The organism is Guptibacillus algicola, assembly GCF_020171805.1.
GTDB classification, from domain to species: domain Bacteria; phylum Bacillota; class Bacilli; order Bacillales; family Guptibacillaceae; genus Guptibacillus; species Guptibacillus algicola.
The window spans coordinates 24,034-45,384 of the sequence record NZ_JAIVAF010000003.1 but is presented as its reverse complement, the minus strand read 5'-3'; the positions used below and the strand labels follow the sequence as shown (position 1 = coordinate 45,384).

The following is a 21,351-nucleotide window of genomic DNA, read 5'->3' as shown; positions in this document are numbered from 1 at the left end:
ATCATTTGCAAAGATTATTATACAGAGAATGATTCTCACTGTCAACGACTCTTAGAAAGCATTTTTATTTACTATTTTCCATTTACGTAATCGTGAACAAACGCAGAGCTGACTTCATATCCGTTCACTTATTGACATAGGTATAGGTGGGAAGGTAGGTGCGTAGTATGGTCGAAGAAGCGTTCTCCTCATTGCAATACCCAGAAGACTTAGTGGCGATTATTCGAAACGGATTGCCGAAATCATGTCCCACGCGAAGGGTCATCATTATTGGGGGCGGCTTGTCCGGATTAGTCTCAGCTTCATTATTAAAACGAGCTGGTCATCACGTCACGATTCTTGAAGGAAACAATCGAATTGGCGGAAGAGTGTATACGATCAGAAAGCCCTTTTCAAAGAACAAATACATGGATGTCGGTGCGATGAGAATCCCAAACAACCATGCACTTGTTCTCGAATACATTCGGCAGTTTGGTCTTCCAATTAACAAGTTCCTCAACTCCTCACCTAACGATTTAATCTTTGTAAACAATGTGCTTACAACAAGGAAAGATTATGAGGAAAACCCAGATATTCTAGGCTTTCCAGTGGATGAAGACGAAAAAGGAAAAACGGCTACAGAGCTTTTTTTAGAAGCGACAAAACCTTTTATCGACCTTTATGAGAATAGCTCGGATGAAGAAAAAGAAGCATTAGTGAAGGAATACGGTGATTATTCGATGGGCGAATTCCTAAGTGAAAACCCCCTCGGACGTCCTCTTTCTCTCAATGCGATCAGAAGCATTGCTGTTATGTTAGGAATCGAAGGGTTTCCGAATTTTTCTTTTACTGATATTTTGACTGACATAATCTATCCGATTTTCGGTGAGGAAATCGAGTTCTATGAGATTAAAGGGGGCAACGACCGTCTTCCCTATTCATTTCTGAGTAAATTGCAATCAGATATTCACCTCAATCGGAAAGTCGAGAAGATTGTTCAGAGCGAGAATGGTGTGCTTGTTCAAGCAGAAAATCCGTTGAACGGCCAACGTTTCACCTATTCCGGTGATGCTGCGATCGTAACCGTACCGTTTCCTGTGTTTCAATTCATAGATGTGTATCCATACGATTCGATATCGTTCAAGAAATGGCAGGCCATTCGCGAATTGATCAACGTGCCTGCGGTGAAGATCGGGATCGAATTTAGTAGACGGTTCTGGGAAGAGGATGACGTTGGAAACGCATTGAGCGATTTACCTACGCGTTTTAGTTATGTACCAAGCCATAACATAGGGTCTTCTGAATCTGGTGTCTTATTAGCGAGCTATAGCTGGGGAAATGACGCAGTGCTTTGGGGAAGCTTGCCTGAGAAAGAACGAATTCAAATGGTCCTAAAAGATCTAGCAAAGATTTATGGCAGTAAAGTTTACTCAGCCTACAAAACATCTCTCTCGTTCAACTGGACTGAAAACCCATACTCCGCTGGATGCTTTACCCTTTTCACTCCAGGACAAGAAGAAAACCTCGGTGAAATTATCAGGCAGCCAGAAGGAAAGCTCCACTTCGCCGGAGAGCACACCTCCTCCTTCCACGGCTGGATGGAAGGCGCGATCCAATCAGGTATACGAGCAGCGTATGAAGTGAACGAAAGCTGTTGATTCGCATTTGATGCTTGGTACCCGCTAACGGAAAAAGGTTCCGAAGAGCACCTCCGGAACCTTTGCCTTTCTTCTTCAAAACAACTACACCCAAATTGCTATACCAGTCACAGTACAGAGCAACAAAAAGCATGGCAAGCTGATAATCTTCCATATTCTCATGTCCGCATCACTTCGAACGCTTTCCTCCCATTGAAATAACTTCATGTACTGGTGATCACTGAATTCTTTCCAGTCAGCATGCGAGAGACCTATAAGTGCATAGAACGAGAATCCTAAAACGATGAGTTTGATTACGAGCGGAAGCATGATGACTGCTACGAGGCTCCATCCAACAACCTGGAGATAAAATTGAAATTTATCAAACGAGCGAAATAGCCACTTCACGTATAGATCCAGTATCCTCGAAACCGGATCGTTCTTCTTAAATACAAGTCGAGTACCTCTGAAAAGAAACGGTCTCCTTCTTTGAATGAGAGGTGTCGACACACTCCCACTCGGACCGAGAAATAACTTTGTAAAATGCTGCTTGTACCCTCTTTCCATTATGATGTCTTGAAAGAACGTACCCTTCAATGTCATGCGAATACGGATTAAGAGAACGAGACTGATCGAACTGATCGATAGAAGGAAAACATAAAGAGCATTACCGTATAGTTCATTAGTTACAATGTAGATGAAAGCTAGCCCTACTACATTCAGTAACCCGATCGTCATCAACCTAAACAAGACAAACGATATGATAAGTTTGATCAAGTGTTTTCCTAGCGTCACGTTCAAACTTACTAAAATTAGGTTGAGACAGAGCTTTATTATTTCTTCACCGTTCCATCCCCATCCAACAACTAGTAATGGTAGCAAAATGCAGATACCTACTATCGTCCAGATCACCGTTCTTAGAAGTGAGTAAAGCGTATACCACTTTTTATAATTCAACATCCCATGCTCATCCCGCATGACAAACACTTGGTCCGCTTCTTCTACATACGTCCTAAATGATAATGCTGTGGAAAAGAAGTACAGAAATATCAACGAGATTTCTTCAGGTATGCTAGCAGTCCATTCAGGAGCCTCTTTCCACCATGAGGTATACATCGCTATGAAAATAGCGACAGCAGGAATAAGGATATACAGCAGTACGGTCCAGTCGATTGCCGTTTGAAGATCACGATACTTGTAGCGAGCATCGCTCTTAATTCGTTTATTCAATATCAGTCGTGCTTTCATCATTCTCTCTCCAGCAATGTGTCTACACAGTCGAGTAAGGAGCCTGCTCTTTCTCCTGACCTTAACTGAAAGTCATTTAACGTACCTTGAGATAACAGCGAACCATCCGAAAGCAGAATAAATCGATCACAAATTCGTTCAGCTGTATCCAACACATGCGTGCACATTAAGATGCCTGCTCCACGCTCTCTTTCCATTTCGATAAGCTTAAGAAAATCCTTCGTTGCTCGAGGATCCAGTCCAAGAAAGGGCTCATCGATAATATACAGATCTGGCTTTAGCATAAAGGCAGTGATCAGCATAACTTTTTGTTTCATGCCTTTTGAAAAGCTCGATGGATAATCATCGATTACGTTCTCCATTCGAAAATACCTGATCAATTCTTTCGCACGCTCTTCCCATTCACCGTCTTCAAGAGAAGAAGATGCGGCAAGATCAAGATGTTCGTAGAACGTTAAATAATCATAAAGAACAGGTTGTTCTGGTATGTAGGCGTAACGTGTTCCTTCTTTTAAATCAACGTTACCTCTATAATCTCTTAATAAGCCTAGCAACGCTTTAATCGTTGTACTTTTTCCTGCACCGTTTCCTCCGAGCAGCCCAACGAGTTCTCCGCTCTTTACGTCAAATGATATATTTTGAATCGCTCTTTGTTTATCTTGATACCCAGCACTCTCGATTGCTACGTTCAGCATGTCCTCACCTCACAAGGTAGTACGATTCACAATGGAAGAAGGTTTCGGATTATCTCGATGGGGTGCCTGGCACTACTCAGGTTTTGTCGAATTAAAAAAAGAGCCTGAAATACAGGCTCTTACAGCTTCTTCACTTCCTATTAACCGACTTTCTTTTCTTGGCGCTTTTCTTCCCATGCTTCCGTATCTTTAATTCCTAGAGCCGTAGGGTTGAATACTGGATTCTTCCCTGCTTTACGCTGCATTTCGTAATCTTTCAGTACTTTCATCGCTACTTTTGCGAGCATTCCGATCGCGATCAAGTTGATGATCGTCATCAATGCCATGAACAAGTCTGCCATCTTCCATACAAGGCTAAGACTTGAAACAGATCCGATCATTACGAATGCCATCGTAGCGATACGGTAGCCAAGGATCGCTGTTTTGCTTTCTTTAATAAACTCGATGTTTGTTTCACCATAGTAGTAAGATCCGATGATGGAGCTAAATGCGAACAAGAAGATTGCTACTGATATGAAAATCGCTGCCCAGCCACCGATATGAGAGCTAAGAGAGTTCTGAAGCAATTCGATTCCAGATACATCTCCAGATCTGAACTGTGGAGCAAGCAAGATGATGAACGCTGTTGCAGAACATACAAGAATGGTATCTACGAATACACCTAACGATTGGATAAGCCCCTGCTTTGCCGGGTGTGAAGTCGTTGCAGTAGCCGCTGCGTTTGGCGCACTACCCATACCAGCTTCGTTTGAGAACAACCCGCGTTTTACACCGTTCATAATCGCTGCACCAATTGCACCACCAACAGCTTGTTCAAATCCAAACGCACTCTTTACGATAAGTGCGATAACAGAAGGAAGTTCTGTTATGTTCATAAACATGACAACTGTCGCGATTGTAAGATAAAGTATCGCCATAACTGGCACGATCACACTCGATAAGTTTGCGATACGGTGTACCCCACCAAAGATAACTAGTCCAGTCACAACTGTAATGATTAACCCAACAACGATACGATTCATTCCGAACGCATTCTCGAATGCTAATGCGATCGTATTACTTTGAACTGAGTTAAAGATAAGTCCAAATGTGATGGCAATTAATACTGCAAAGATGATTCCTAACCATCTTTTCTTTAATCCTTTTTCTATGTAGTACGCTGGTCCGCCACGGAACGCCTTCGTATCTTTAATCTTATAAACCTGAGCCAATGTACTTTCAATGAATGCTGTTGCGCCACCTAGTAATGCTACAATCCACATCCAGAATATTGCTCCAGGTCCACCAAGCGTAATCGCTACTGCAACACCTGCTAAGTTACCTGTACCAATACGAGTTGCTGCCCCCACGCAGAACGACTTGAATGGTGAGATGTTTTTCGATCCATCTTTGTATTCTGGTTTTTCTGTCATAACTCGAATCATTTCACCAAAGAAACGGAATTGCACGAAACGAGAAGCCACCGTGAAATAAATACCTATACCGAGTAATCCTGCAATGAGTACATAACCCCAAAGAATGCCATTTGATGCATCGATAATCCCATTCAAAAACCCTTCCATCTACCCAATCGCCCCTTTTTTGTTAATTCTTTTTAAATTTTCTGAAATTTGTATATTTTTATTATACAAGTAATCAGGACAATTGCAATACATTTTTCGACGAATTATGAGGGGTGCCTGGCACTCGACAGACACCCCTCTCCTTTAGGCTTTTCAATCTGCATAAACAGCCATCGCGTCACGCATGAATATTGCGAGCCCTTCTCCATAGTTATCAATATTCTTCGTGAATCGTTCGTCATCAACATACATCTGTCCTAACCCACGGAAGGCTTCGTATGAATACTGCCCGAAGTGATTCAAGAATTCATACCATTCATGAATCGCTTCCTGCGCTTCTGCTGAATCAGGTGAACCATGACGTAGCTTAGCAAGTCTCGTATAGATACCATCCCACTCTTCTGACAATTTCTTTTTATCTTCCTTCGACATCCCTTTTATTTTGTTATTCGATTCATCGACTTTCTCATCTCCCCAGCGCCTGCGTGCTTCTTCTTCATAAGGATTATGATCAAAATTCATTCCTTCAAACTTCTCCTTGTTCGTCATCTCAATCTCCCCTAGCATTTGTTTTATCGTTTTATCGATTGTGGTGATCATGTGATCAACGTGACTTCGCTTTTCGACGAGCATCTTCCGCTGTAGTTCCAACGCTTCTTTTCGATCAAAAGCAGGGTCTTCAAGTATTTTCTGAATTTCTTTTAACGAAAACCCGAGCTCTTTAAAGAAAAGGATCTGCTGTAACGTTTCTAAATCTCGTTCCGAATACATGCGGTAACCTGCTTCAGTCGTTTCTGGCCTTAGCAATCCGATTTCATCATAATGATGCAGCGTGCGTACGCTTATTCCAACAAGATCCGCTACCTCTTTCACCTTCATACTCTATTTGCACCTCCTTATTAGCTACTATAGGATATAACGCAACGTGAGGGTCAATGGGTTTTTATCTAGTATTTCAAAATATTCGCCTTTTAAAAAAGCCTCACCTAATCCAATCGGATTGAGGTGAGACTTCATAAACAACTAGATATTTTACCTTTACAACATATGAGCAATATCTGATGCTGAAGTCGGATAAGCGTAGATCATTTTCTTCAGCTGCTTCGTCGTTATTTTAAATTGAATCGCAGTCGCAAAATGATTGATCAGTTCATCCGCTTCATTGCTGATTAGATGCGCTCCAACAACAAGGTCGTTTTCTTCATCGATAAGAAGTTTAATCGCAGCATGGGATTCATTGGTTCTTCTGTACGTGAACCAGTTCGATACTTCTTCATGAATGACCTTCACATTTGGGTTTCGTTCTTTTGCTTCACGCTCACTCAGACCGACAGTCGCGATTTTTGGAACAGTGAAGACAACAGAAGGAAGCACAGGGTATTCAACTTCTTTTTCATTTCCTTTTAACAAGTTGGAAGAAACGACATGTGATTCTAAACCAGCAACAGGTGTTAATGGTAAACCGTCTGTCGCAGCAACATCGCCTGCTGCGTACACATGCGGATTGCTTACACTTTGCAAGTAACGATTTACTTTAACTCCTTTTTTGTCATATTCTACATTCGCTTTCTCTAGATCCATATCAAGAGAAGGCCTTCTTCCCGCACCATGCACAACGAGATCGCCTTCTAACTCGAACGAATCTTCGCCCTGTGTAGCAGTAACCGTATACCCTTCTTTTCTCTTTTCAATAGATGCGACTGAGCTTTTCAAATGCACTTGAATTCCGATTTCTTTTGACTTTTCCATCAGTATGTCGACAAGGTCTGAATCAAAGTTTTCTAACGTCCTTTCACCACGGTGAACGATGTGTACTTCAGCACCTGATCTCGCTGCAACATGTGCGAATTCAAATGAAATATAGCCCCCACCTACAAAAATAATCTTTTTAGGCAGTTCCTCTAAATCAAGAAATTCATCACTATACGTAAAATTTTCTTCACCTTCAATGTTCAGTTTAGATGGTCCTGCTCCTGTTGCGATCAAAATCCGGCTGCCTTTCAACGTTTCATCTCCGACTTGGACTTCGTTTTCACTAACAAAAGAAGCTTTCCCATGATACGTATCGATGCCGCTTTCGTTCAAAGATTCTTCTTTCTTTTTTGGAACTGGCTCCGTGAACGTCTTTTTGAATTTCATAAGTTCATTCCAGTCGATAGAAGCCTCTGATTGGATACCATGTCCCTCCATCCTATTATTCCAGTCCATTAACTCTGCTGCTCCAACCAACACTTTCTTTGGATCACATCCTCTTAAGGCACACGTCCCCCCAAAAGGTCTGCTATCGATCATAGCGACACTCCATCCAGCTTTCTTACACTTTCCTGCTGTAACGGAACCACCAGAACCCGAGCCAATAACGATAAGATCATATGATTTCATAATTTAACCTCCTGAAACTAACTTTGGATATGGATACTCATTTCCTTACTTGTATTTACTCAAACGATGTACTTGGTTTTGAATGGACAGATATATTAATAGTCTACAAAGTTATCCTGCACAACAGGATAGTTTCGATACAACTTTATCAAACGTTAAACTAGCTAGTTTGAGCCCTTCAGACATCGTTAGATAAGGGGTAAAGGTTTCCTGCAAATCTTCAACCGTTAGTTTGAATTTCACTGCTAATGTAGCGGCGTAAATGACATCTCCTGCATTTTCTCCTACGATATGAGCACCTAGCAATTGCTGGTTATCTTCATTCACAACTAACTTAAAAACGCCATTTGCTTGATGGTTGACTTGTGCTCTAGGAACGGCTTCTAATGGTAAAACAGCGCTTTTTACATTGTAGCCTTGTTCTTTAGCTTGTCGCTCAGTCAGTCCAACACTCGCAACTGAGGGAGACGTAAAGATCACGCCAGGAACAGTACTCAAATCTTGTTTCTTTTTATGAGGACCTACTACATTCTTTGCCACTATATTTCCTTGATAGGCAGCAACGTAAACGAACTGAGGACTCAGCGTGACGTCTCCCGCTGCATAGATATGTGGGACATTCGTTTCTAAGCTCTCATTGACGACTACCTCACCATAATTCCCGACCTCAACTCCTGCCTCTTGTAGTTGAAGTGCTGCTGTATTTGGGATACGGCCTGTAGCAACAAGCAAATGATCTCCACTAACCACTTGATGAGATCCGTCAACTTTAATGTGAACTTCCTTTTCATTTCCCTTTTGAACAACTTTTTCGTATTTAACGTTCTTGAGCAACCGAATACCTTCTTTAGCTAAAGACGTTTCCATGGCTTCAGAAATTTCAGGATCATATTCTTTAAGCAGACGGTCACTTCGTTGCATTAATGTTACCTCTGAGCCCATCTGATGAAGCATTTGACCTAATTCAAGCGCTATATATCCTGATCCAATGACTATAAGATGGTTGGGTACATTTGTTAAATTCAATACTGAGGTGCTTGTTAAATACTCGCTTTCTTTCAGTCCAAGAATATCTGGAACAGCAGGAGAGGCTCCAGTAGCAATAAGAAAGTGACTAGCCGTTATTTCTTTACCTTTCACAACGATGGTGTGACGATCTTTAAAGTGGGCTTCACCCTTTATCAATTGAAATTTATACTCGTCAATAAGATCTTCATATTTTTCCTTACGAAGTTTCTGTACGAGCTCATCCTTTTGCTTTTTAAGTTTTGACAAATCTGGCTGTGAAGATTGGAGCGTCAAGCCATTGAATGGGTTGTGTTGAGCAAGGTTGTTTAGCTCTCCTGCACGCAACAATGTCTTTGAGGGAATACAACCTATATTCACACAGGTTCCTCCAACAGTTCCTTTCTCAACCATCGCAACCCTAGCACCTTTTTCTGAAGCTTGTATTGCAGCAGAAAAAGCCGCTCCACCTGATCCAATAACGATAAAGTCATAATCTAGATCATTTGTTGGCATTGATACGGAAGCTTTTTGTGAAGATTGTTCATTATTATGAATGGCTACGACACGATACGGTGATCTGTCGAATGCCTTTTTCAGGTCCTCTTCACTTATATGATTTGAATTTCTAAAGACAGCATGACCATCGCGAAAACTCACTTCAACCTCTTCAGCACCGAGACTTTTCAATAGTTGAATCACATGATCTTCACATGTATCGCATGTCATACCTGTTATCTTCATAACTGTTTTCATCGAGACAAGACTCCTCCTCTTCTACGTTCATCCGGTTTTCGTTTTTTTGGAACGACTTGTTCTTTTACGATAAGAAACGATCGTTATGGAAAGAAAAATAACCAGTGTCGGAATCAAAACATAATCTAGGTAGCCTGTGAAAGCACCTAACCCTATAGCTCCTAGCAAAATAACCAGCACTGGAGAAGTGCAACAAATAATAGTGATAATCGTTCCAATTATTCCTGATAGTAATGTTTTGCTGCTACTCATCTCATCCTCCCTTTTTAATCCACAATTAGTGTTTCAATAATTGGACACTCATGAAGATCTTTTGTACTTGGACATCGACCTTTCAAATCGATCAGTACATCTTTCATGCGTTCTAAATCATTTATTTTCTTCTCAATTTCCTTTTCTTTCTCTGACACAAAATCATACATGTCCTTACATCGCACATCATCATGATCAACTACACCGAGCAATTTGTGCACCTCACGTAATGAAAAGCCAAGTTCTTGCATTCTCTTAATAAACTTGACTCGTTTCACAGTAGATTCCTCATACATACGGTACCCTGATTGATTACGACTCGGCTCTGGTATTAAGTTCTCTTTCTCGTAATAGCGGATTGTTTCTTTATTCACACTACAAAGATTAGCTAATTCACTTACCTGAAGTCTCAATGCAAATCACCTCTTCATATAGAATAAACCCTGTACCATGGTACAGGGTCAAGCGTTAACGATTCACTTATTCTTATTCATTCTTGTCTTGATCTGTTTAAAAAATGACGGTCACTAAAATTCTCACCTAATCTCCTTTTCGTTATTCAACACTTAAAATATTCTCCCCTCAACATCGAATACATCGCCAAATCATCAAACTTCCCGCACGTATACTCGTAATGCCGAAGTACTCCTTCTTTCATAAAGCCGTGTTTCTCCACTAGCTTCTGAGACGGCAAGTTATCAGGCTCAATTAACGCCTCAATCCGTTCCAATTCCAACTCGTGATAGCCATATGCAACGACTGCTTCTAACGCCTCACTCGCATATCCTTTTCCCCAGAAATCTTTGCTCAATTCAAAGCCAATCTCAGCTCGCTTGTGTTTAGGATGTCGATTCAAGAATCCACAGCTTCCAATCACCTTCTCAGTAGATTTCAGCGAAAGCACCCACCTCACCCCAGTATCTTCCTCATAAATCGATTTGTACCATTTTATTTCATCTAATGCGTCATCGATCGATTGAAAAGGTTCTAATCCCATATGCTTCACTACGTCTGGATCTGATAAATAGACTAGCATATCTGGCGCATCCTTACTGGTTACTTCCCTTAATACCAATCGTTCCGTTTCAATTACTGGAAACTCGTTCATCATAATTGCATGCACCTCTACGTCTAACCATTATTAGTTCTGACCACTACAAACCCAATTTCTGTTTGATTCGCTCAATAACTTCTAAATAAAACGACTTTTCATGGGGAACGAACTTATCTCGCCCCACCGCTTCTCTACAATCGACTTGTGCTCCATCCTCATCAATCTTAAAACCTTGTATCATAATTGAATCGACATCGCCTTTCCAAAGTGATGTAAAATCTTGAAAGTCTGCTTTGACCATCCCTGCGACCTCTTCCTTTTGAAAGGTGAAGTCCTTCATCTCAATAGAAGTCTGATACAAGAAAACATTCGCAATTTCTTTATCTATGAAAGACCCTCTTTCCACACAGTAATTTAGCACACCGAGTTGTTCTAACTCTTCGTAAGCAACATCGGCTCCTAATTCTTCTTTCACTTCTCGCACACCATCCTGAACGGTTTCATTTGCTAGAATGTGACCTGCAGCTGTAATATCGAGAAGATCAGGATAGTCCTTTTTACCTTTACTACGAAGCTGAAGATAGATCGAAATTTTCTCTTTTTCTAAGCTCACAAACCAACAATGAAAAGCTTCATGCCAGTAACCTTTTTCATGCACTTCTTTACGTGATGCCACACCGATGTGATTACGGTGTTCATCGTAGATGTTTAGTTTTTCTTGGTCCATATGTAAGCTCCTTAATTATGTTTATAAAAACTTTCTATATACATGAGTAGTTTGTACAGGTTTAAACCCTAGCGAGTCATACAGTTTCTCTGCATACCTATTGCCTTCCATGTAGCAGATGCTGACTTTCTCATACCCTCTATCAAGCAACTGGTTCATGCCAAATTGAAGAGCTTTCTTCCCCAAACCCTTTCCTTGATGACGAGGAGATACCATCAGATTAACAATCGACCCATCCCCAATCGTAACAGATGCTAGTATTTCGCCATTCTCTACTAGTAAAAAGACATTCTCCTTATTTCCTAGTTGATACTTTCGAACACTCTCTTCTGTAGCGAGATAGGGTTTTATATCATTACTCTTATTCACTTCATAGAAAGCATCTTGCACCATTTTGACGAACTGGTCAAAGTAGGCGTCATCATACCGTTCAAATTCATGATCACCTTCAGGAAATCGCTCTCCCTCATACACGAGTTCAGGCGAACCCCACCATTTATGAAAGCCTACCTTATTACAAAAGCGTTCATGATTTTCAATATCTACTCTTGTGTAAGCACTTATGACATCAGGCTTTCGATCGATCAAGTAACCTTCCAATTCTTTATATAACGCTGTACCAATTCCTTGCAATCTGAATGCTGGTTTAACGAATACGTTGACCTGTGCTTCCTTCTCGTTCGCATCGTTTCGGGAGATCGTTACGTAAGCGATTCCTTTCGTACCGTTTTGATCGAAAACGAGAAACTTATCGCAACGTAAGCTAACACCTTCAGCGTTTCCAATCTCCAAACTCGCTACGTTCGTTTGAATCACCTCGTTTACTTCATCTACATCTTCAATCCTAAAATCCCGTATCATTAAAAAGCCCCTTTCTAACTAGCCGCCTAACGACTCGAACGAACGATTATTAATCTGCTTATTATAGCTCTCTTGATTTTCCTTCTCTTTTCGAACAACTCTAGGCTTTCTCGAAGCACGTTCAGTAGCAACCTGAAAGCCCTCCACCATCATTTTTAATGAGAGGATCGTCACGGTAAAACAAATGATGGGAACGAGCGGAATCCAAGCATATGTTGTGAATATGAACTTAAGGTTGTTCCCGATCAGACCTGACCATTCATTTGATAACGAAACAAATACGCTATTGCCGAACATATCCTCTGTTATCGCTACACCGCCGAACAGAACGTTTAAAATGCCAAGGTGAGCTAACAGCAACAAAACGAGGATCAATTCTCTAATAAAGACGAGGAAAAGCTGTGGTTGTAAGTAAGGCATCAGATGCTTCTTCAACATATGTAAACGACTTCCTCCTAGAACCTTAGCACTTGTAATGAACTCTCTTTCTTGTAAGTGCTCTACTTCTCTCGCAATTGTCGTCATCGTGATCGGCACACCAATAAGAATCAAGATGACAACTTCAAACGCAACTCGCTCTGTAAATGTTGTTGAGAATTCACTATCCATAAACAAATCTCTCATTAAAACCCAGCTTAGAATCAGGTAAGCAAGGAGTGGTGCAGGAAAGTAGAAGAACCCCTCGAGTAACGGTTTAACTCTCTTCAAAATTGGCGCAGCATACAGTTGCAGTCCAACACCGAGCAGAAAGGACAGCGCAAATCTCGCAAAAGCGATTAACAGGGCAATGCCCAATGTGTACTTTGCACCAACGAGCAACAAGAAAAACAGATCTTGAGAAACATTATCTGTCCCGAATGGAGGGTGCTCCAGTGGTGAATAGGGAGGTCTCGCAAGAACATCTCCATTTTCACCATACGTTAAATCAGCAACTGGGATGTGATCTTGAAAAAATACGGTGTAGAGAATACTTGCTGCTAAAACACTGAATAAGAAAATCGAGCCTAGCATAAATTGAACGTTTTTTAACAGTGCCTTTCCCATCATTCAGCCAGCTCCTTTCCGGTTATACGCTGAATGAAAAATCTCGAGCAAGCCTCAATAAGAAAGAGCGGTACGAAAATCATCAGTATCCCGATTACAACGATTTCGACACTAATATTGTTCACCATAAACCACGTTAGTCCATATAAATTGAAGAGAATCTCAAGCATCACCAGGTTCGATAGCATGAGAACGATGATGGTTCGGGAGTGATTCACGACGGTAAAAAGCGCATTTCGTAACACGTGCTTCAACAAGATTCGTCTCGTAGAGAGTCCCTTTCCCCTCGCAAGTTCCACATAAGGCGTAACTAATTCATCCTCAAACGTGAGCAGCATGATTCGGTAAAGAAGAATAGCCGGCAAGACAGCGTACGTGATTAGCGGAAGAACGATTGGACGTTCGAATCCACCGACTACTTCAAAGATCAAGAGTCCCGTCTCTTTGTACAACGAGACAATCGCAATCTGAAACACTACGATAATAAAAAGGTCAGGTATTGCCTCAAGGATACCTGTTACTTTGATAAACATCTTTCTTAATCGATATGGCAGAAGAAACGTGATATAAGTTAACCCTAAGCTTCCGATCAACGCTAAACCAAATCCTGCAACCAAGATAAAAAGGGAATAGCCATAGTACTCAAAAATAGCTGGAAAAACTGGATATACCGTCGTGCTGCCAAACAACGGTTCATATGTTAGCTCCCTAAGGTTAGCGATCGCTCCTATTAAATGGATAAATTGATTCCAAAATTCCTTGAGACTCATCTCAATTCCATTTTGGAACATGCCAGCAAAGCTGCCGATCAGTAGAATACTCAAAATGATTGAGATAAACTTCATTCCCGTTTTCATACAATCTCCTCCATAAAATTCCCCATTAAAGTTAAGACGGAGAAAATAACGAAAAGTTCCCATATTATTGCGTTAAATTTTCATAAAACATCTTACATTTTTTGGTTTATCTTTCATAAATAAAAGGTAAGAAGATAGTATCAAGATAGAGAATGTATAAGTGGTGACCTGTTTCTCGGCTGTCTTATCGATTCAAAGGTTAGAGAGGAGTTACGATCATGAAAGAAATTCTGCTGAATGTTGTTTTGTTTCTCTTCTTATTCCCTGCAGCCATCATCGTCTATGTCGATTCCCTTCAACATCAGGACATATCGATGTCACCATTCGTTTCTTTTTCAATCGCGATCGCAGTTGGATACATGTTCGTTACCATGAAAAGACGCACACCGAAAAAACGATAACCCTGAGTTGATTATCGGAGGCTTGTACATGGCAAAGAAAAACGAGATGTCTTTTGGTCAGCAACTTCTTCTTTTGATTATGCTTTTCATCTTATTAATAGGCAGTTTCTTCGCTGCCTTTTATTTTTTTGGATTTCCAATCGGGTTTCCAACGGCGATCCTTATGCTTGTCGTTTTCGGATTGATGAACAAGCGTTATATCGACACGAGCGATGAACACTATCTAGCACCGATCGATCGGAAGATGAATTTTAAGATCGTTCCGTGGGTTTTCAGCTTACCTATTATGTAGCGGATCTGCTATATTCTTCTATTTCTACGAACACATCTCTTTGAAAGTTCCCTTTTTGAGTAACCAACTAGTCCTGTGGTTACTTCGTCTGGCAAAACACAGTGCCGTTCGACCGGATATCAGCGATATTTTTATTTTATCGGCGATTTTCTGAATATATCGGCGAAATCCACCTATTTATCAGCGATTTTCAGGATATATCAGCGAAACCTTACTTTTATCAGCGATTTCCCAATATATCAGCGAAACTTCACTTTTATCAGCGATTCCTCAATATATCAGCGAAACCTTACTTTTATCAGCGCTTCCCCCAATATATCAGTGAAACCTCACTTTCATCAGCACTTCCTCCTATAAATGAGCACCCACTAACACGCATCATAAGCCAAAACCCCACCATAATCAGCTAACTCCAAAATAACTCGCCTCGGCTACTTTTCTCTCCCATTTCTTCTCATGATTTGGAAGGAGTTAGGGCAAGATACATCCTAAAAGAGGTTTTGAATAGAAAGAACGCTGAATTTCTTGCATCCTTATTATTCAGGTGGTAGAGTAAATCTTTGTGCCTAGCGCACACATAGAAAATCTAAAGGAGTACGATATGGAAAATAAAGAGACAGGTCGGATTGACTGGCCGGTATTTGGTATAAGCGGAGGAATCTTGGTTCTCTTCGTGTTTCTTGCACTATTTGATATAAGCCTTGTAGAAATGATCGTTAGCAATAGTTTCGCATGGTCAGCAAAATACTTCGGTGCTTTCTGGCAAGTACTGATGTTAGCGACATTCTTCGTTGGAATTGGGCTAGCTTTCTCTCGATACGGTAAAATAAAAATGGGTAATTTAGACAAACCTGAACTAAGCTTGTACAAGTGGCTTTCCATTATTATGGCGACGCTTCTTGCAGGTGGCGGGGTATTCTGGGCAGCGGCTGAGCCGATGTACCACTTCCTAACTGTTCCACCTTCTCAATCAGGAATCGAAGCAGGTACACAAGCTGCGATCGACCCTGCACTCGCTCAAAGCTTCATGCACTGGGGCTTTCTCGCATGGGCAATTCTCGGAACAATCAGTGCTGTCGTGATGATGTACGGTCATTATCACAAAGGGATGCCGATGAAGCCTCGTACGCTTCTTTATCCGATCTTTGGTGAACGTCTTCGCCACAGCTGGATCGGAACGGTCATCGATGCGTTCTCTGTTATCGCAGTTGCAGCAGGAACGATTGGACCTATTGGGTTTCTAGGTCTTCAAGCAAGCTACGGCCTGCAAGAGATTTTCGGAATCCCGAATCAGTTCAGTACACAGTTCTCTATCATCTTAGCGGTTGTCGTGATCGCGACGATCTCAGCGGTAACAGGCCTTTACAAAGGAATTCAGATTCTAAGTAGTTTTAACGTTCAACTCGCGATTGTCTTGATGGTCTTCATCGTGATTTTCGGACCAGGTGGCTTTATCTTCGACCACTTCATTTCCGGATTCGGTTACTATGTGAATGAATTTATCGCAATGTCCACGTTCCGTGGCGACACTGGTTGGCTTTCGTTCTGGACAGTCTTCTTCTGGGGCTGGTTCATTGGATACGGACCAATGATGGCGATCCTCGTTTCACGTATTTCTCGTGGACGTACGATTCGAGACATCATCATTGCAGTATCGATCTTCGCACCAGTGATTTCAACATTCTGGTTTACAGTCCTTGGTGGATCAGGCATTCACTTTGAACTGACAAACCCAGGGTCAATTTCTGAGGCGTTGAACGCTGCAGGAAATCCTGCTGCAATGTTTGCGATTACGGAGCAGTTCCCGCTCGCAACCATCGTTTCACCATTGTTCTTGCTCTTAACAATTCTATTCGTTGTAACTACGACGGATTCGATGTCGTACACGATCGCAATGGCGGTAACAGGTGAAGGAAATCCGAAGAGCTGGTTACGCGTATTCTGGGCTATTCTTCTAGGCGCTGTTGCAGTTATCCTATTGATTACTGGCGACAGTGGAATCACGCAGCTTCAGAACTTTATCGTTGTAACAGCTGTTCCAGTTTCACTCCTCCTTCTACCGATGGTGTGGCTAGCACCGAGAGTCGCGAGAAAGATGGCAGCTGAACAAGGAATCAAAAAATAACAAATATAAAGAGCAAGGAGCTTGTAGCCTCCTTGCTCATTTTTTATGCAGAAACCCACCGCAAATCAAGCAGCAACTTCTCTTTCTTCACTTCCAACTCTTTTTTCTCTCAGTTTAATAAGAAAATAATCTAAGCCGATCCTTCCTGCATTCCATCCGCCAACTAATAATAGAAACTCCATGATCATCAGATTTGGATTCGTACTTATTGCACCTGCTAGTAAAAAGTTCACGTTCATGATCAATCCCATAAACGCAGAGAATGTTGTCAGAATACCAAGGATCAACGCTATTCCAACTAAGAACTCTCCCCACGGTACCAACACGTTAATGAATGAAACATTTGGCAGTGCGACGTTTTCAAGGAAACTCGCATACCATCCTTGGACAGCTGGATGCTCACCCGTCGATTTCTCGATTCCTCCAGCTAAAAAGCCGCTCGCATCAAATTTTTCATCACCTGAAATCTTTCCCCACCCTGCTGTCAAAAATGTATATCCGACATATACCCGAATAATTGCTAATAATGAAGCAGCAACAGCGTTATTCCTAAACCAATTCATGACCAATATCTTTTCTCCCCTTTCATTTTTACCTAAAGACAAAAAGTTTCCCTTAGGAAACATTCGTCATCTTCAAAGTAACGATGAGAGACATGTTAGTCAATAAGAAAAGGAATACTTCATCAAAAAGTCCTAGGATTCATTATTTCGATCCAGGACTAATTGCTTGTATTTATGGTTTCACATTCCAATTAAACCAAAAAGAAGCACCCACAATAGAATACGACAAGGGTACTCTAAGTAATATGCTTCCTTCTAACGACGATTATTTTCTTTCAAACTACTATATGCTCTCTTTTCCCTCTCCGTTATTCACCTTCCGTACCCTTTCATACAAGTTCTGCACACCATACAGCAAGTACGCTTTATAGTGGATATAGAGAAAGAATTGAAAATACGTTAACCGATCCAAACGAACGATTTTTATCTTTTTTAAAAATGGGATGTACAGGAAAGCAAACATGCCATTCGCAATCGCATTGATCGCTACGAACTTTTTAAAGTTTCCGTAAGAGTATTTCAGAATCCACATCGACATCGGCATATACGGCCCGATATCAAAAGGGAATTCATCTCTTAGAAACGAACTTGGCTTATCATAGAACTTCCACCACTTTCGGTTCCGTCCATACAAATGGTTCAATACTTCGAAAACAAAAATGATAAAGCTCGCCAAGAAAAACCGCTTGATATAACGCTTGCCGATAAATCGAAGTGATAACCACGGAATAAGGATCATACAGAGATTAAAGAGAACGTGCCGTTTTGATGTCATAAGTAAATCTACCTCGACCTAATTTATTTCATTCATTTTTACTATCTCCCTATGAATGAAAAAGATTCGCTTATAAAATATAAAACAGCTCTCTTCCCTTCTATCCCTCTTCACACGAGGGCATCCCTGGAACAGTTCCACTAGATGGAGTTAGCCTCTTCTGCTTACACTGTTCATCTAAAGCGACCATTAATATATCCATAACCTCAATTGATTCTGGTGTTTGAAACGCTGGATCAGCTAAGTTTTTCTCTTCAAGTGGATCAGTTGTTACATTATATAGCTCATATTCATCTGGTAAAGGATTCACTTTCGTTGTTGTAATACAAAGTGAGACTTCCACATTATCTGAAGTTGGTACGGATTTTTGTTCATGTACGACAACATCGGAAACACCTGGATTACTCCAAAATTGAGGATTATCATAGTACCGAGAAAACTTCCATAGCTCGCTCTCTCTGTTTTCTCCTGTCGGAAGCCTCGTAATAATCGATTCGATGTGACTCGGTTGGATGACCGCTTCATAAGGGTCACCAGTGATCGTCACCTGATTTAACCCTTGTGTCACGTTATCGTCAGTCATGAAATAGAGTGGTTCGTCCGCTCTAAAAAAGTGATCCTTTCCTTCTAATAAAGGCGTGAGATCGCGTCCGACAAGAGGATGCACTTCGTTATGACTTTTCTTGAGTTTTTGTTCGCTCTCCTTCACGTTAATGCCAGCGAGTCCTAACATCGTTGGCAGCACATCCACATGACTCGTCAGCATCTCCGTACCTTCTCGACCAGAAAAAAGTTTCGGACTATGAATGATGAACGGTACATGAATCGATTCCTCATACGCGTTGAACCACTTTTGAAACAATCCTCCGTGCGCTCCTAACATATCTCCATGATCTGAGAAGAACAAAACGATCGTATCTTCATAAAAAGAAGAGTTCCTGAGCGCATCAAAAACCTTAAACATCTCATTATCTGCCTGCTTTTGTAGAGAATAATACAGCTGGCGATAAAAGAGAGTATCGTGCAGCGGTTGGATTGCTTTTGGATAAGTGAGTCGATAGCTTTCTTGCACCCTTGGTTTCGTTGATAATGACTCACTTGCAGTTGGTGCAGGAGGAATAAATGGCACTGATGGATCGACTTCAAAGTTATACATCGGATTATTTCGTGTGAATGCACCATAAAGCGCGATGTCATGTGGGTTAATAAACGAGGCCATGATCATCCACGGCGATGTGTCGCACGAATCGTTATCGAGTGTTTGAATCAGTGTTACAGCTTCTTCAGCATAAATAACATCTCGCCCGCTTATGCCGATTCCAGCCGAGGACCCAGAATTACGCGGCGCTGTCCCGTGCGGCTCAGGTCCTACCCAACCACTGAAGCCAAACTCATTCAACCGATTCGCGTTAAGGTACTCTTTCACGTTATCTTCATCAGGAAGGCCTGTGTTCGTATAGCTAGGTAGGGCATTCTTTGTGCCTGGAATGAGAATATCCTCATCTGACGCATGCCACTTCCCTTTCCAGAACGTTCGGTACCCTGCTGTTCTAAGATAATCACCCATCGTCGGAACCGTGCTCCGATCGAGCCAAAACATGTCGGGATCAAATGCTCCTTTCGCTGCGCCACTCGTCTGTGACACACCATGAAGCGATGGATACTGCCCAGTGTATAACGTTGTTCGGCTCGGACTACATGCGGTACTACCAACATAGTGTTTGTTGAATTCAAAGCCATTTTCTTTTAAGAGCTCTTGAGTGATCAAGTTCTTTCTCCGCCACTCTCTAAGCTCCGCGTTCTCATAAACTGATGGATAGCGCTCCTCATCAACCATCAATATGAGAAAATTAGGCTTCTTACCGTTCTCGATTAGTGATGTATACCGTTTTCCTTCACTCTCCACAATGTATAACCCCTTTCCTGGTGCCCTTTACGGTGCCTGTCACTCCCCGAATAAGCTCAAACATTGTAGAATGCAAAAACTTTCAATCCGTTCTAGTGAAAAAAGGAAGATTGGGTAATATAAGAAAGTATATAAGAAATCAAGGAGGTTCATGACAATGTTAGACGGTAAAGTAGCATTGATTACAGGGTCAGGTCAGGGAATTGGACTCGAAATCGCAACAGAATTCGCAAAAGCTGGCGCGAAGGTCATGTTGAACGATATTAACGAGGATACATTGAACGAATCGATCAAAGCGTTAACGGATGAAGGTCACACGGTTGATGGAGTTGTGGCTAACGTTGCGAAGGAAGAAGATGTGAAGAATGCGATCGAAAAGACGGTCGAGAAATTCGGACGACTCGACATTCTCGTTAACAATGCAGGCATCCAGCACGTTGCACCTGTCGAAGAATTCCCTTCTGAGAAATTCGAACTCATCCTCGACATCATGCTGAAAGGACCTTTCTTCGGCATCAAGCATGCCTTCCCAATCATGAAGAAACAAGGTTACGGGCGCATCTTGAACATGGCATCGATCAATGGACTTATCGGTTTCGCTGGTAAAGCAGGCTACAACAGTGCGAAGCACGGAGTAATCGGTCTGACGAAGGTTACAGCACTAGAAGGAGCAGACTCAGGAATCAACGTGAACGCAATCTGCCCAGGTTATGTAGACACGCCTCTCGTACAAAACCAGCTTGAAGACCTTGCCAAAACACGAAATATCGAGAAAGAAAAAGCATTAGAAGAAGTAATCTATCCTCTAGTACCTCAAAAACGATTAATTCAAGTTCAAGAAGTGGCAGATTACTCGATCTTCCTTTGTAGTGATAAAGCTAAGAGTATTACAGGACAAGCAGCAGTTATTGATGGTGGATATACTGCGCAGTAAGAGTTCTTTAAATAAGAAGAGAGCTTCCATACCCGGAAGCTCTCTTCTTATTATATGAAAAACGAAAGCATTAGAAATAAAAGGATGATTCCAAAGATAATCAAGCCGACCGCTTTCGGACCTAATCCATCTACCCTATCCCAAATACAAGGTTCTCTTTTGAAGGCGTGGTTTGTGGTACCTTCAGACCCTTCCTTATCATTCTCACTTTTACCTTTTTTACTTTGATTTTCTGAAGACTTTACGTCATGTGTCATACTTTACTTGCCCTCCTTAACGGTTGGCCTTTAGAGTTC

Annotated in this window: 22 protein-coding genes; 5 read left to right on the top strand and 17 right to left on the bottom strand. The window is 41.5% G+C overall.

What is annotated here, in order from left to right:
- Positions 1-167: 167 nt before the first annotated feature.
- Positions 168-1,637 carry a flavin monoamine oxidase family protein gene (locus tag LCM09_RS07695; RefSeq protein WP_224882865.1) on the top strand — a complete coding sequence of 490 codons (1,470 nt, stop codon included), beginning with the start codon at positions 168-170 and terminating at the stop codon, positions 1,635-1,637.
- 84 nt (positions 1,638-1,721) lie between these two features.
- On the opposite strand, the gene LCM09_RS07690 is transcribed toward LCM09_RS07695, so the two are convergent.
- From LCM09_RS07690 to LCM09_RS07630, 13 genes are all read right to left on the bottom strand, one after another.
- The gene (locus LCM09_RS07690; RefSeq protein ID WP_224880323.1) at positions 1,722-2,867 is read right to left on the bottom strand and encodes an ABC transporter permease; all 1,146 of its coding nucleotides are present in this window, start codon (positions 2,865-2,867) and stop codon (positions 1,722-1,724) included.
- Positions 2,864-3,559: an ABC transporter ATP-binding protein gene (locus LCM09_RS07685; protein WP_224880321.1), complete on the bottom strand. Its 696-nt coding sequence runs from the start codon at positions 3,557-3,559 to the stop codon at positions 2,864-2,866. The genes LCM09_RS07690 and LCM09_RS07685 overlap by 4 nt, the downstream gene beginning before the upstream one ends.
- A gap of 140 nt (positions 3,560-3,699) precedes the next feature.
- On the bottom strand, positions 3,700-5,121 hold the full coding sequence (locus LCM09_RS07680; RefSeq protein ID WP_224880319.1) for an alanine/glycine:cation symporter family protein: 1,422 nt from the start codon (positions 5,119-5,121) through the stop codon (positions 3,700-3,702).
- Between the two features lie 153 nt (positions 5,122-5,274).
- Complete coding sequence (locus LCM09_RS07675; RefSeq protein WP_224880318.1) at positions 5,275-6,000, bottom strand: MerR family transcriptional regulator; 726 nt, start codon at positions 5,998-6,000, stop codon at positions 5,275-5,277.
- Between the two features lie 159 nt (positions 6,001-6,159).
- Complete coding sequence (locus tag LCM09_RS07670) at positions 6,160-7,506, bottom strand: dihydrolipoyl dehydrogenase family protein (RefSeq protein ID WP_224882863.1); 1,347 nt, start codon at positions 7,504-7,506, stop codon at positions 6,160-6,162.
- A 108-nt stretch (positions 7,507-7,614) separates the two neighbouring features.
- Positions 7,615-9,264: a mercury(II) reductase gene (gene merA / locus LCM09_RS07665; protein ID WP_224880316.1), complete on the bottom strand. Its 1,650-nt coding sequence runs from the start codon at positions 9,262-9,264 to the stop codon at positions 7,615-7,617.
- 27 nt (positions 9,265-9,291) lie between these two features.
- Positions 9,292-9,516 carry a mercury resistance system transport protein MerF gene (gene merF / locus LCM09_RS07660; RefSeq protein WP_224880314.1) on the bottom strand — a complete coding sequence of 75 codons (225 nt, stop codon included), beginning with the start codon at positions 9,514-9,516 and terminating at the stop codon, positions 9,292-9,294.
- Positions 9,517-9,530: 14 nt separating this feature from the next.
- A complete protein-coding gene (merR, locus tag LCM09_RS07655; protein WP_224880312.1) occupies positions 9,531-9,929 on the bottom strand; it encodes a mercury resistance transcriptional regulator MerR in 399 nt (132 codons plus the stop codon).
- A 146-nt stretch (positions 9,930-10,075) separates the two neighbouring features.
- Complete coding sequence (locus LCM09_RS07650) at positions 10,076-10,624, bottom strand: GNAT family N-acetyltransferase (RefSeq protein WP_224882861.1); 549 nt, start codon at positions 10,622-10,624, stop codon at positions 10,076-10,078.
- 46 nt (positions 10,625-10,670) lie between these two features.
- Positions 10,671-11,297, bottom strand: coding sequence for an NUDIX hydrolase (locus LCM09_RS07645; protein WP_224880310.1), 627 nt, complete (start codon positions 11,295-11,297; stop codon positions 10,671-10,673).
- A gap of 21 nt (positions 11,298-11,318) precedes the next feature.
- A complete protein-coding gene (locus LCM09_RS07640; RefSeq protein WP_224880309.1) occupies positions 11,319-12,158 on the bottom strand; it encodes a GNAT family N-acetyltransferase in 840 nt (279 codons plus the stop codon).
- Between the two features lie 18 nt (positions 12,159-12,176).
- Positions 12,177-13,205, bottom strand: a complete 1,029-nt coding sequence (locus tag LCM09_RS07635; RefSeq protein WP_224880307.1) for a peptide ABC transporter permease — start codon at positions 13,203-13,205, stop codon at positions 12,177-12,179.
- Positions 13,202-14,059 carry an ABC transporter permease subunit gene (locus LCM09_RS07630; protein ID WP_224880305.1) on the bottom strand — a complete coding sequence of 286 codons (858 nt, stop codon included), beginning with the start codon at positions 14,057-14,059 and terminating at the stop codon, positions 13,202-13,204. Before LCM09_RS07630 ends, LCM09_RS07635 begins: the two co-directional genes overlap by 4 nt.
- 218 nt (positions 14,060-14,277) lie before the next feature.
- Here LCM09_RS07630 and LCM09_RS07625 point away from each other — a divergent pair, with 218 nt between their 5' ends.
- From LCM09_RS07625 to LCM09_RS07615, 3 genes are all read left to right on the top strand, one after another.
- Positions 14,278-14,460, top strand: coding sequence for a hypothetical protein (locus tag LCM09_RS07625; RefSeq protein WP_224880303.1), 183 nt, complete (start codon positions 14,278-14,280; stop codon positions 14,458-14,460).
- 28 nt (positions 14,461-14,488) lie between these two features.
- Positions 14,489-14,752: a hypothetical protein gene (locus LCM09_RS07620; RefSeq protein WP_224880301.1), complete on the top strand. Its 264-nt coding sequence runs from the start codon at positions 14,489-14,491 to the stop codon at positions 14,750-14,752.
- A gap of 601 nt (positions 14,753-15,353) precedes the next feature.
- A complete protein-coding gene (locus LCM09_RS07615; RefSeq protein WP_224880298.1) occupies positions 15,354-16,877 on the top strand; it encodes a BCCT family transporter in 1,524 nt (507 codons plus the stop codon).
- Between the two features lie 65 nt (positions 16,878-16,942).
- Here the strand turns inward: LCM09_RS07615 and LCM09_RS07610 are convergent, their stop codons facing one another.
- From LCM09_RS07610 to LCM09_RS07600, 3 genes are all read right to left on the bottom strand, one after another.
- Entirely contained in the window at positions 16,943-17,446 is a 504-nt protein-coding gene (locus tag LCM09_RS07610) for a DoxX family protein (protein WP_224880296.1), read from the bottom strand.
- 277 nt (positions 17,447-17,723) lie between these two features.
- Positions 17,724-18,215, bottom strand: a complete 492-nt coding sequence (locus LCM09_RS07605; RefSeq protein ID WP_224880294.1) for a hypothetical protein — start codon at positions 18,213-18,215, stop codon at positions 17,724-17,726.
- A gap of 100 nt (positions 18,216-18,315) precedes the next feature.
- Positions 18,316-20,052, bottom strand: a complete 1,737-nt coding sequence (locus LCM09_RS07600; protein ID WP_404800827.1) for a sulfatase-like hydrolase/transferase — start codon at positions 20,050-20,052, stop codon at positions 18,316-18,318.
- Between the two features lie 226 nt (positions 20,053-20,278).
- Here LCM09_RS07600 and LCM09_RS07595 point away from each other — a divergent pair, with 226 nt between their 5' ends.
- On the top strand, positions 20,279-21,055 hold the full coding sequence (locus LCM09_RS07595; RefSeq protein ID WP_224880291.1) for a 3-hydroxybutyrate dehydrogenase: 777 nt from the start codon (positions 20,279-20,281) through the stop codon (positions 21,053-21,055).
- A 50-nt stretch (positions 21,056-21,105) separates the two neighbouring features.
- On the opposite strand, the gene LCM09_RS07590 is transcribed toward LCM09_RS07595, so the two are convergent.
- A complete protein-coding gene (locus LCM09_RS07590; protein ID WP_224880289.1) occupies positions 21,106-21,312 on the bottom strand; it encodes a DUF6366 family protein in 207 nt (68 codons plus the stop codon).
- Between the last annotated feature and the right edge of the window lie 39 nt (positions 21,313-21,351).

Excerpts from the sequence above, each read along its gene's own strand:
- LCM09_RS07680 (WP_224880319.1), bottom strand. The coding sequence starts at position 5,121 with ATGGAAGGGTTTTTGAATGGGATTATCGATGCATCAAATGGCATTCTT.
- LCM09_RS07645 (WP_224880310.1), bottom strand. The coding sequence starts at position 11,297 with ATGGACCAAGAAAAACTAAACATCTACGATGAACACCGTAATCACATC.
- LCM09_RS07640 (WP_224880309.1), bottom strand. The coding sequence starts at position 12,158 with ATGATACGGGATTTTAGGATTGAAGATGTAGATGAAGTAAACGAGGTG.
- LCM09_RS07675 (WP_224880318.1), bottom strand. The coding sequence starts at position 6,000 with ATGAAGGTGAAAGAGGTAGCGGATCTTGTTGGAATAAGCGTACGCACG.
- LCM09_RS07635 (WP_224880307.1), bottom strand. The coding sequence starts at position 13,205 with ATGATGGGAAAGGCACTGTTAAAAAACGTTCAATTTATGCTAGGCTCG.
- LCM09_RS07595 (WP_224880291.1), top strand. The coding sequence starts at position 20,279 with ATGTTAGACGGTAAAGTAGCATTGATTACAGGGTCAGGTCAGGGAATT.
- LCM09_RS07605 (WP_224880294.1), bottom strand. The coding sequence starts at position 18,215 with ATGACATCAAAACGGCACGTTCTCTTTAATCTCTGTATGATCCTTATT.
- LCM09_RS07630 (WP_224880305.1), bottom strand. The coding sequence starts at position 14,059 with ATGAAAACGGGAATGAAGTTTATCTCAATCATTTTGAGTATTCTACTG.
- LCM09_RS07590 (WP_224880289.1), bottom strand. The coding sequence starts at position 21,312 with ATGACACATGACGTAAAGTCTTCAGAAAATCAAAGTAAAAAAGGTAAA.
- LCM09_RS07615 (WP_224880298.1), top strand. The coding sequence starts at position 15,354 with ATGGAAAATAAAGAGACAGGTCGGATTGACTGGCCGGTATTTGGTATA.
- LCM09_RS07620 (WP_224880301.1), top strand. The coding sequence starts at position 14,489 with ATGGCAAAGAAAAACGAGATGTCTTTTGGTCAGCAACTTCTTCTTTTG.
- LCM09_RS07600 (WP_404800827.1), bottom strand. The coding sequence starts at position 20,052 with ATGGTTGATGAGGAGCGCTATCCATCAGTTTATGAGAACGCGGAGCTT.
- LCM09_RS07650 (WP_224882861.1), bottom strand. The coding sequence starts at position 10,624 with ATGAACGAGTTTCCAGTAATTGAAACGGAACGATTGGTATTAAGGGAA.
- merF (WP_224880314.1), bottom strand. The coding sequence starts at position 9,516 with ATGAGTAGCAGCAAAACATTACTATCAGGAATAATTGGAACGATTATC.
- LCM09_RS07690 (WP_224880323.1), bottom strand. The coding sequence starts at position 2,867 with ATGATGAAAGCACGACTGATATTGAATAAACGAATTAAGAGCGATGCT.
- LCM09_RS07685 (WP_224880321.1), bottom strand. The coding sequence starts at position 3,559 with ATGCTGAACGTAGCAATCGAGAGTGCTGGGTATCAAGATAAACAAAGA.
- LCM09_RS07625 (WP_224880303.1), top strand. The coding sequence starts at position 14,278 with ATGAAAGAAATTCTGCTGAATGTTGTTTTGTTTCTCTTCTTATTCCCT.
- merA (WP_224880316.1), bottom strand. The coding sequence starts at position 9,264 with ATGAAAACAGTTATGAAGATAACAGGTATGACATGCGATACATGTGAA.
- LCM09_RS07695 (WP_224882865.1), top strand. The coding sequence starts at position 168 with ATGGTCGAAGAAGCGTTCTCCTCATTGCAATACCCAGAAGACTTAGTG.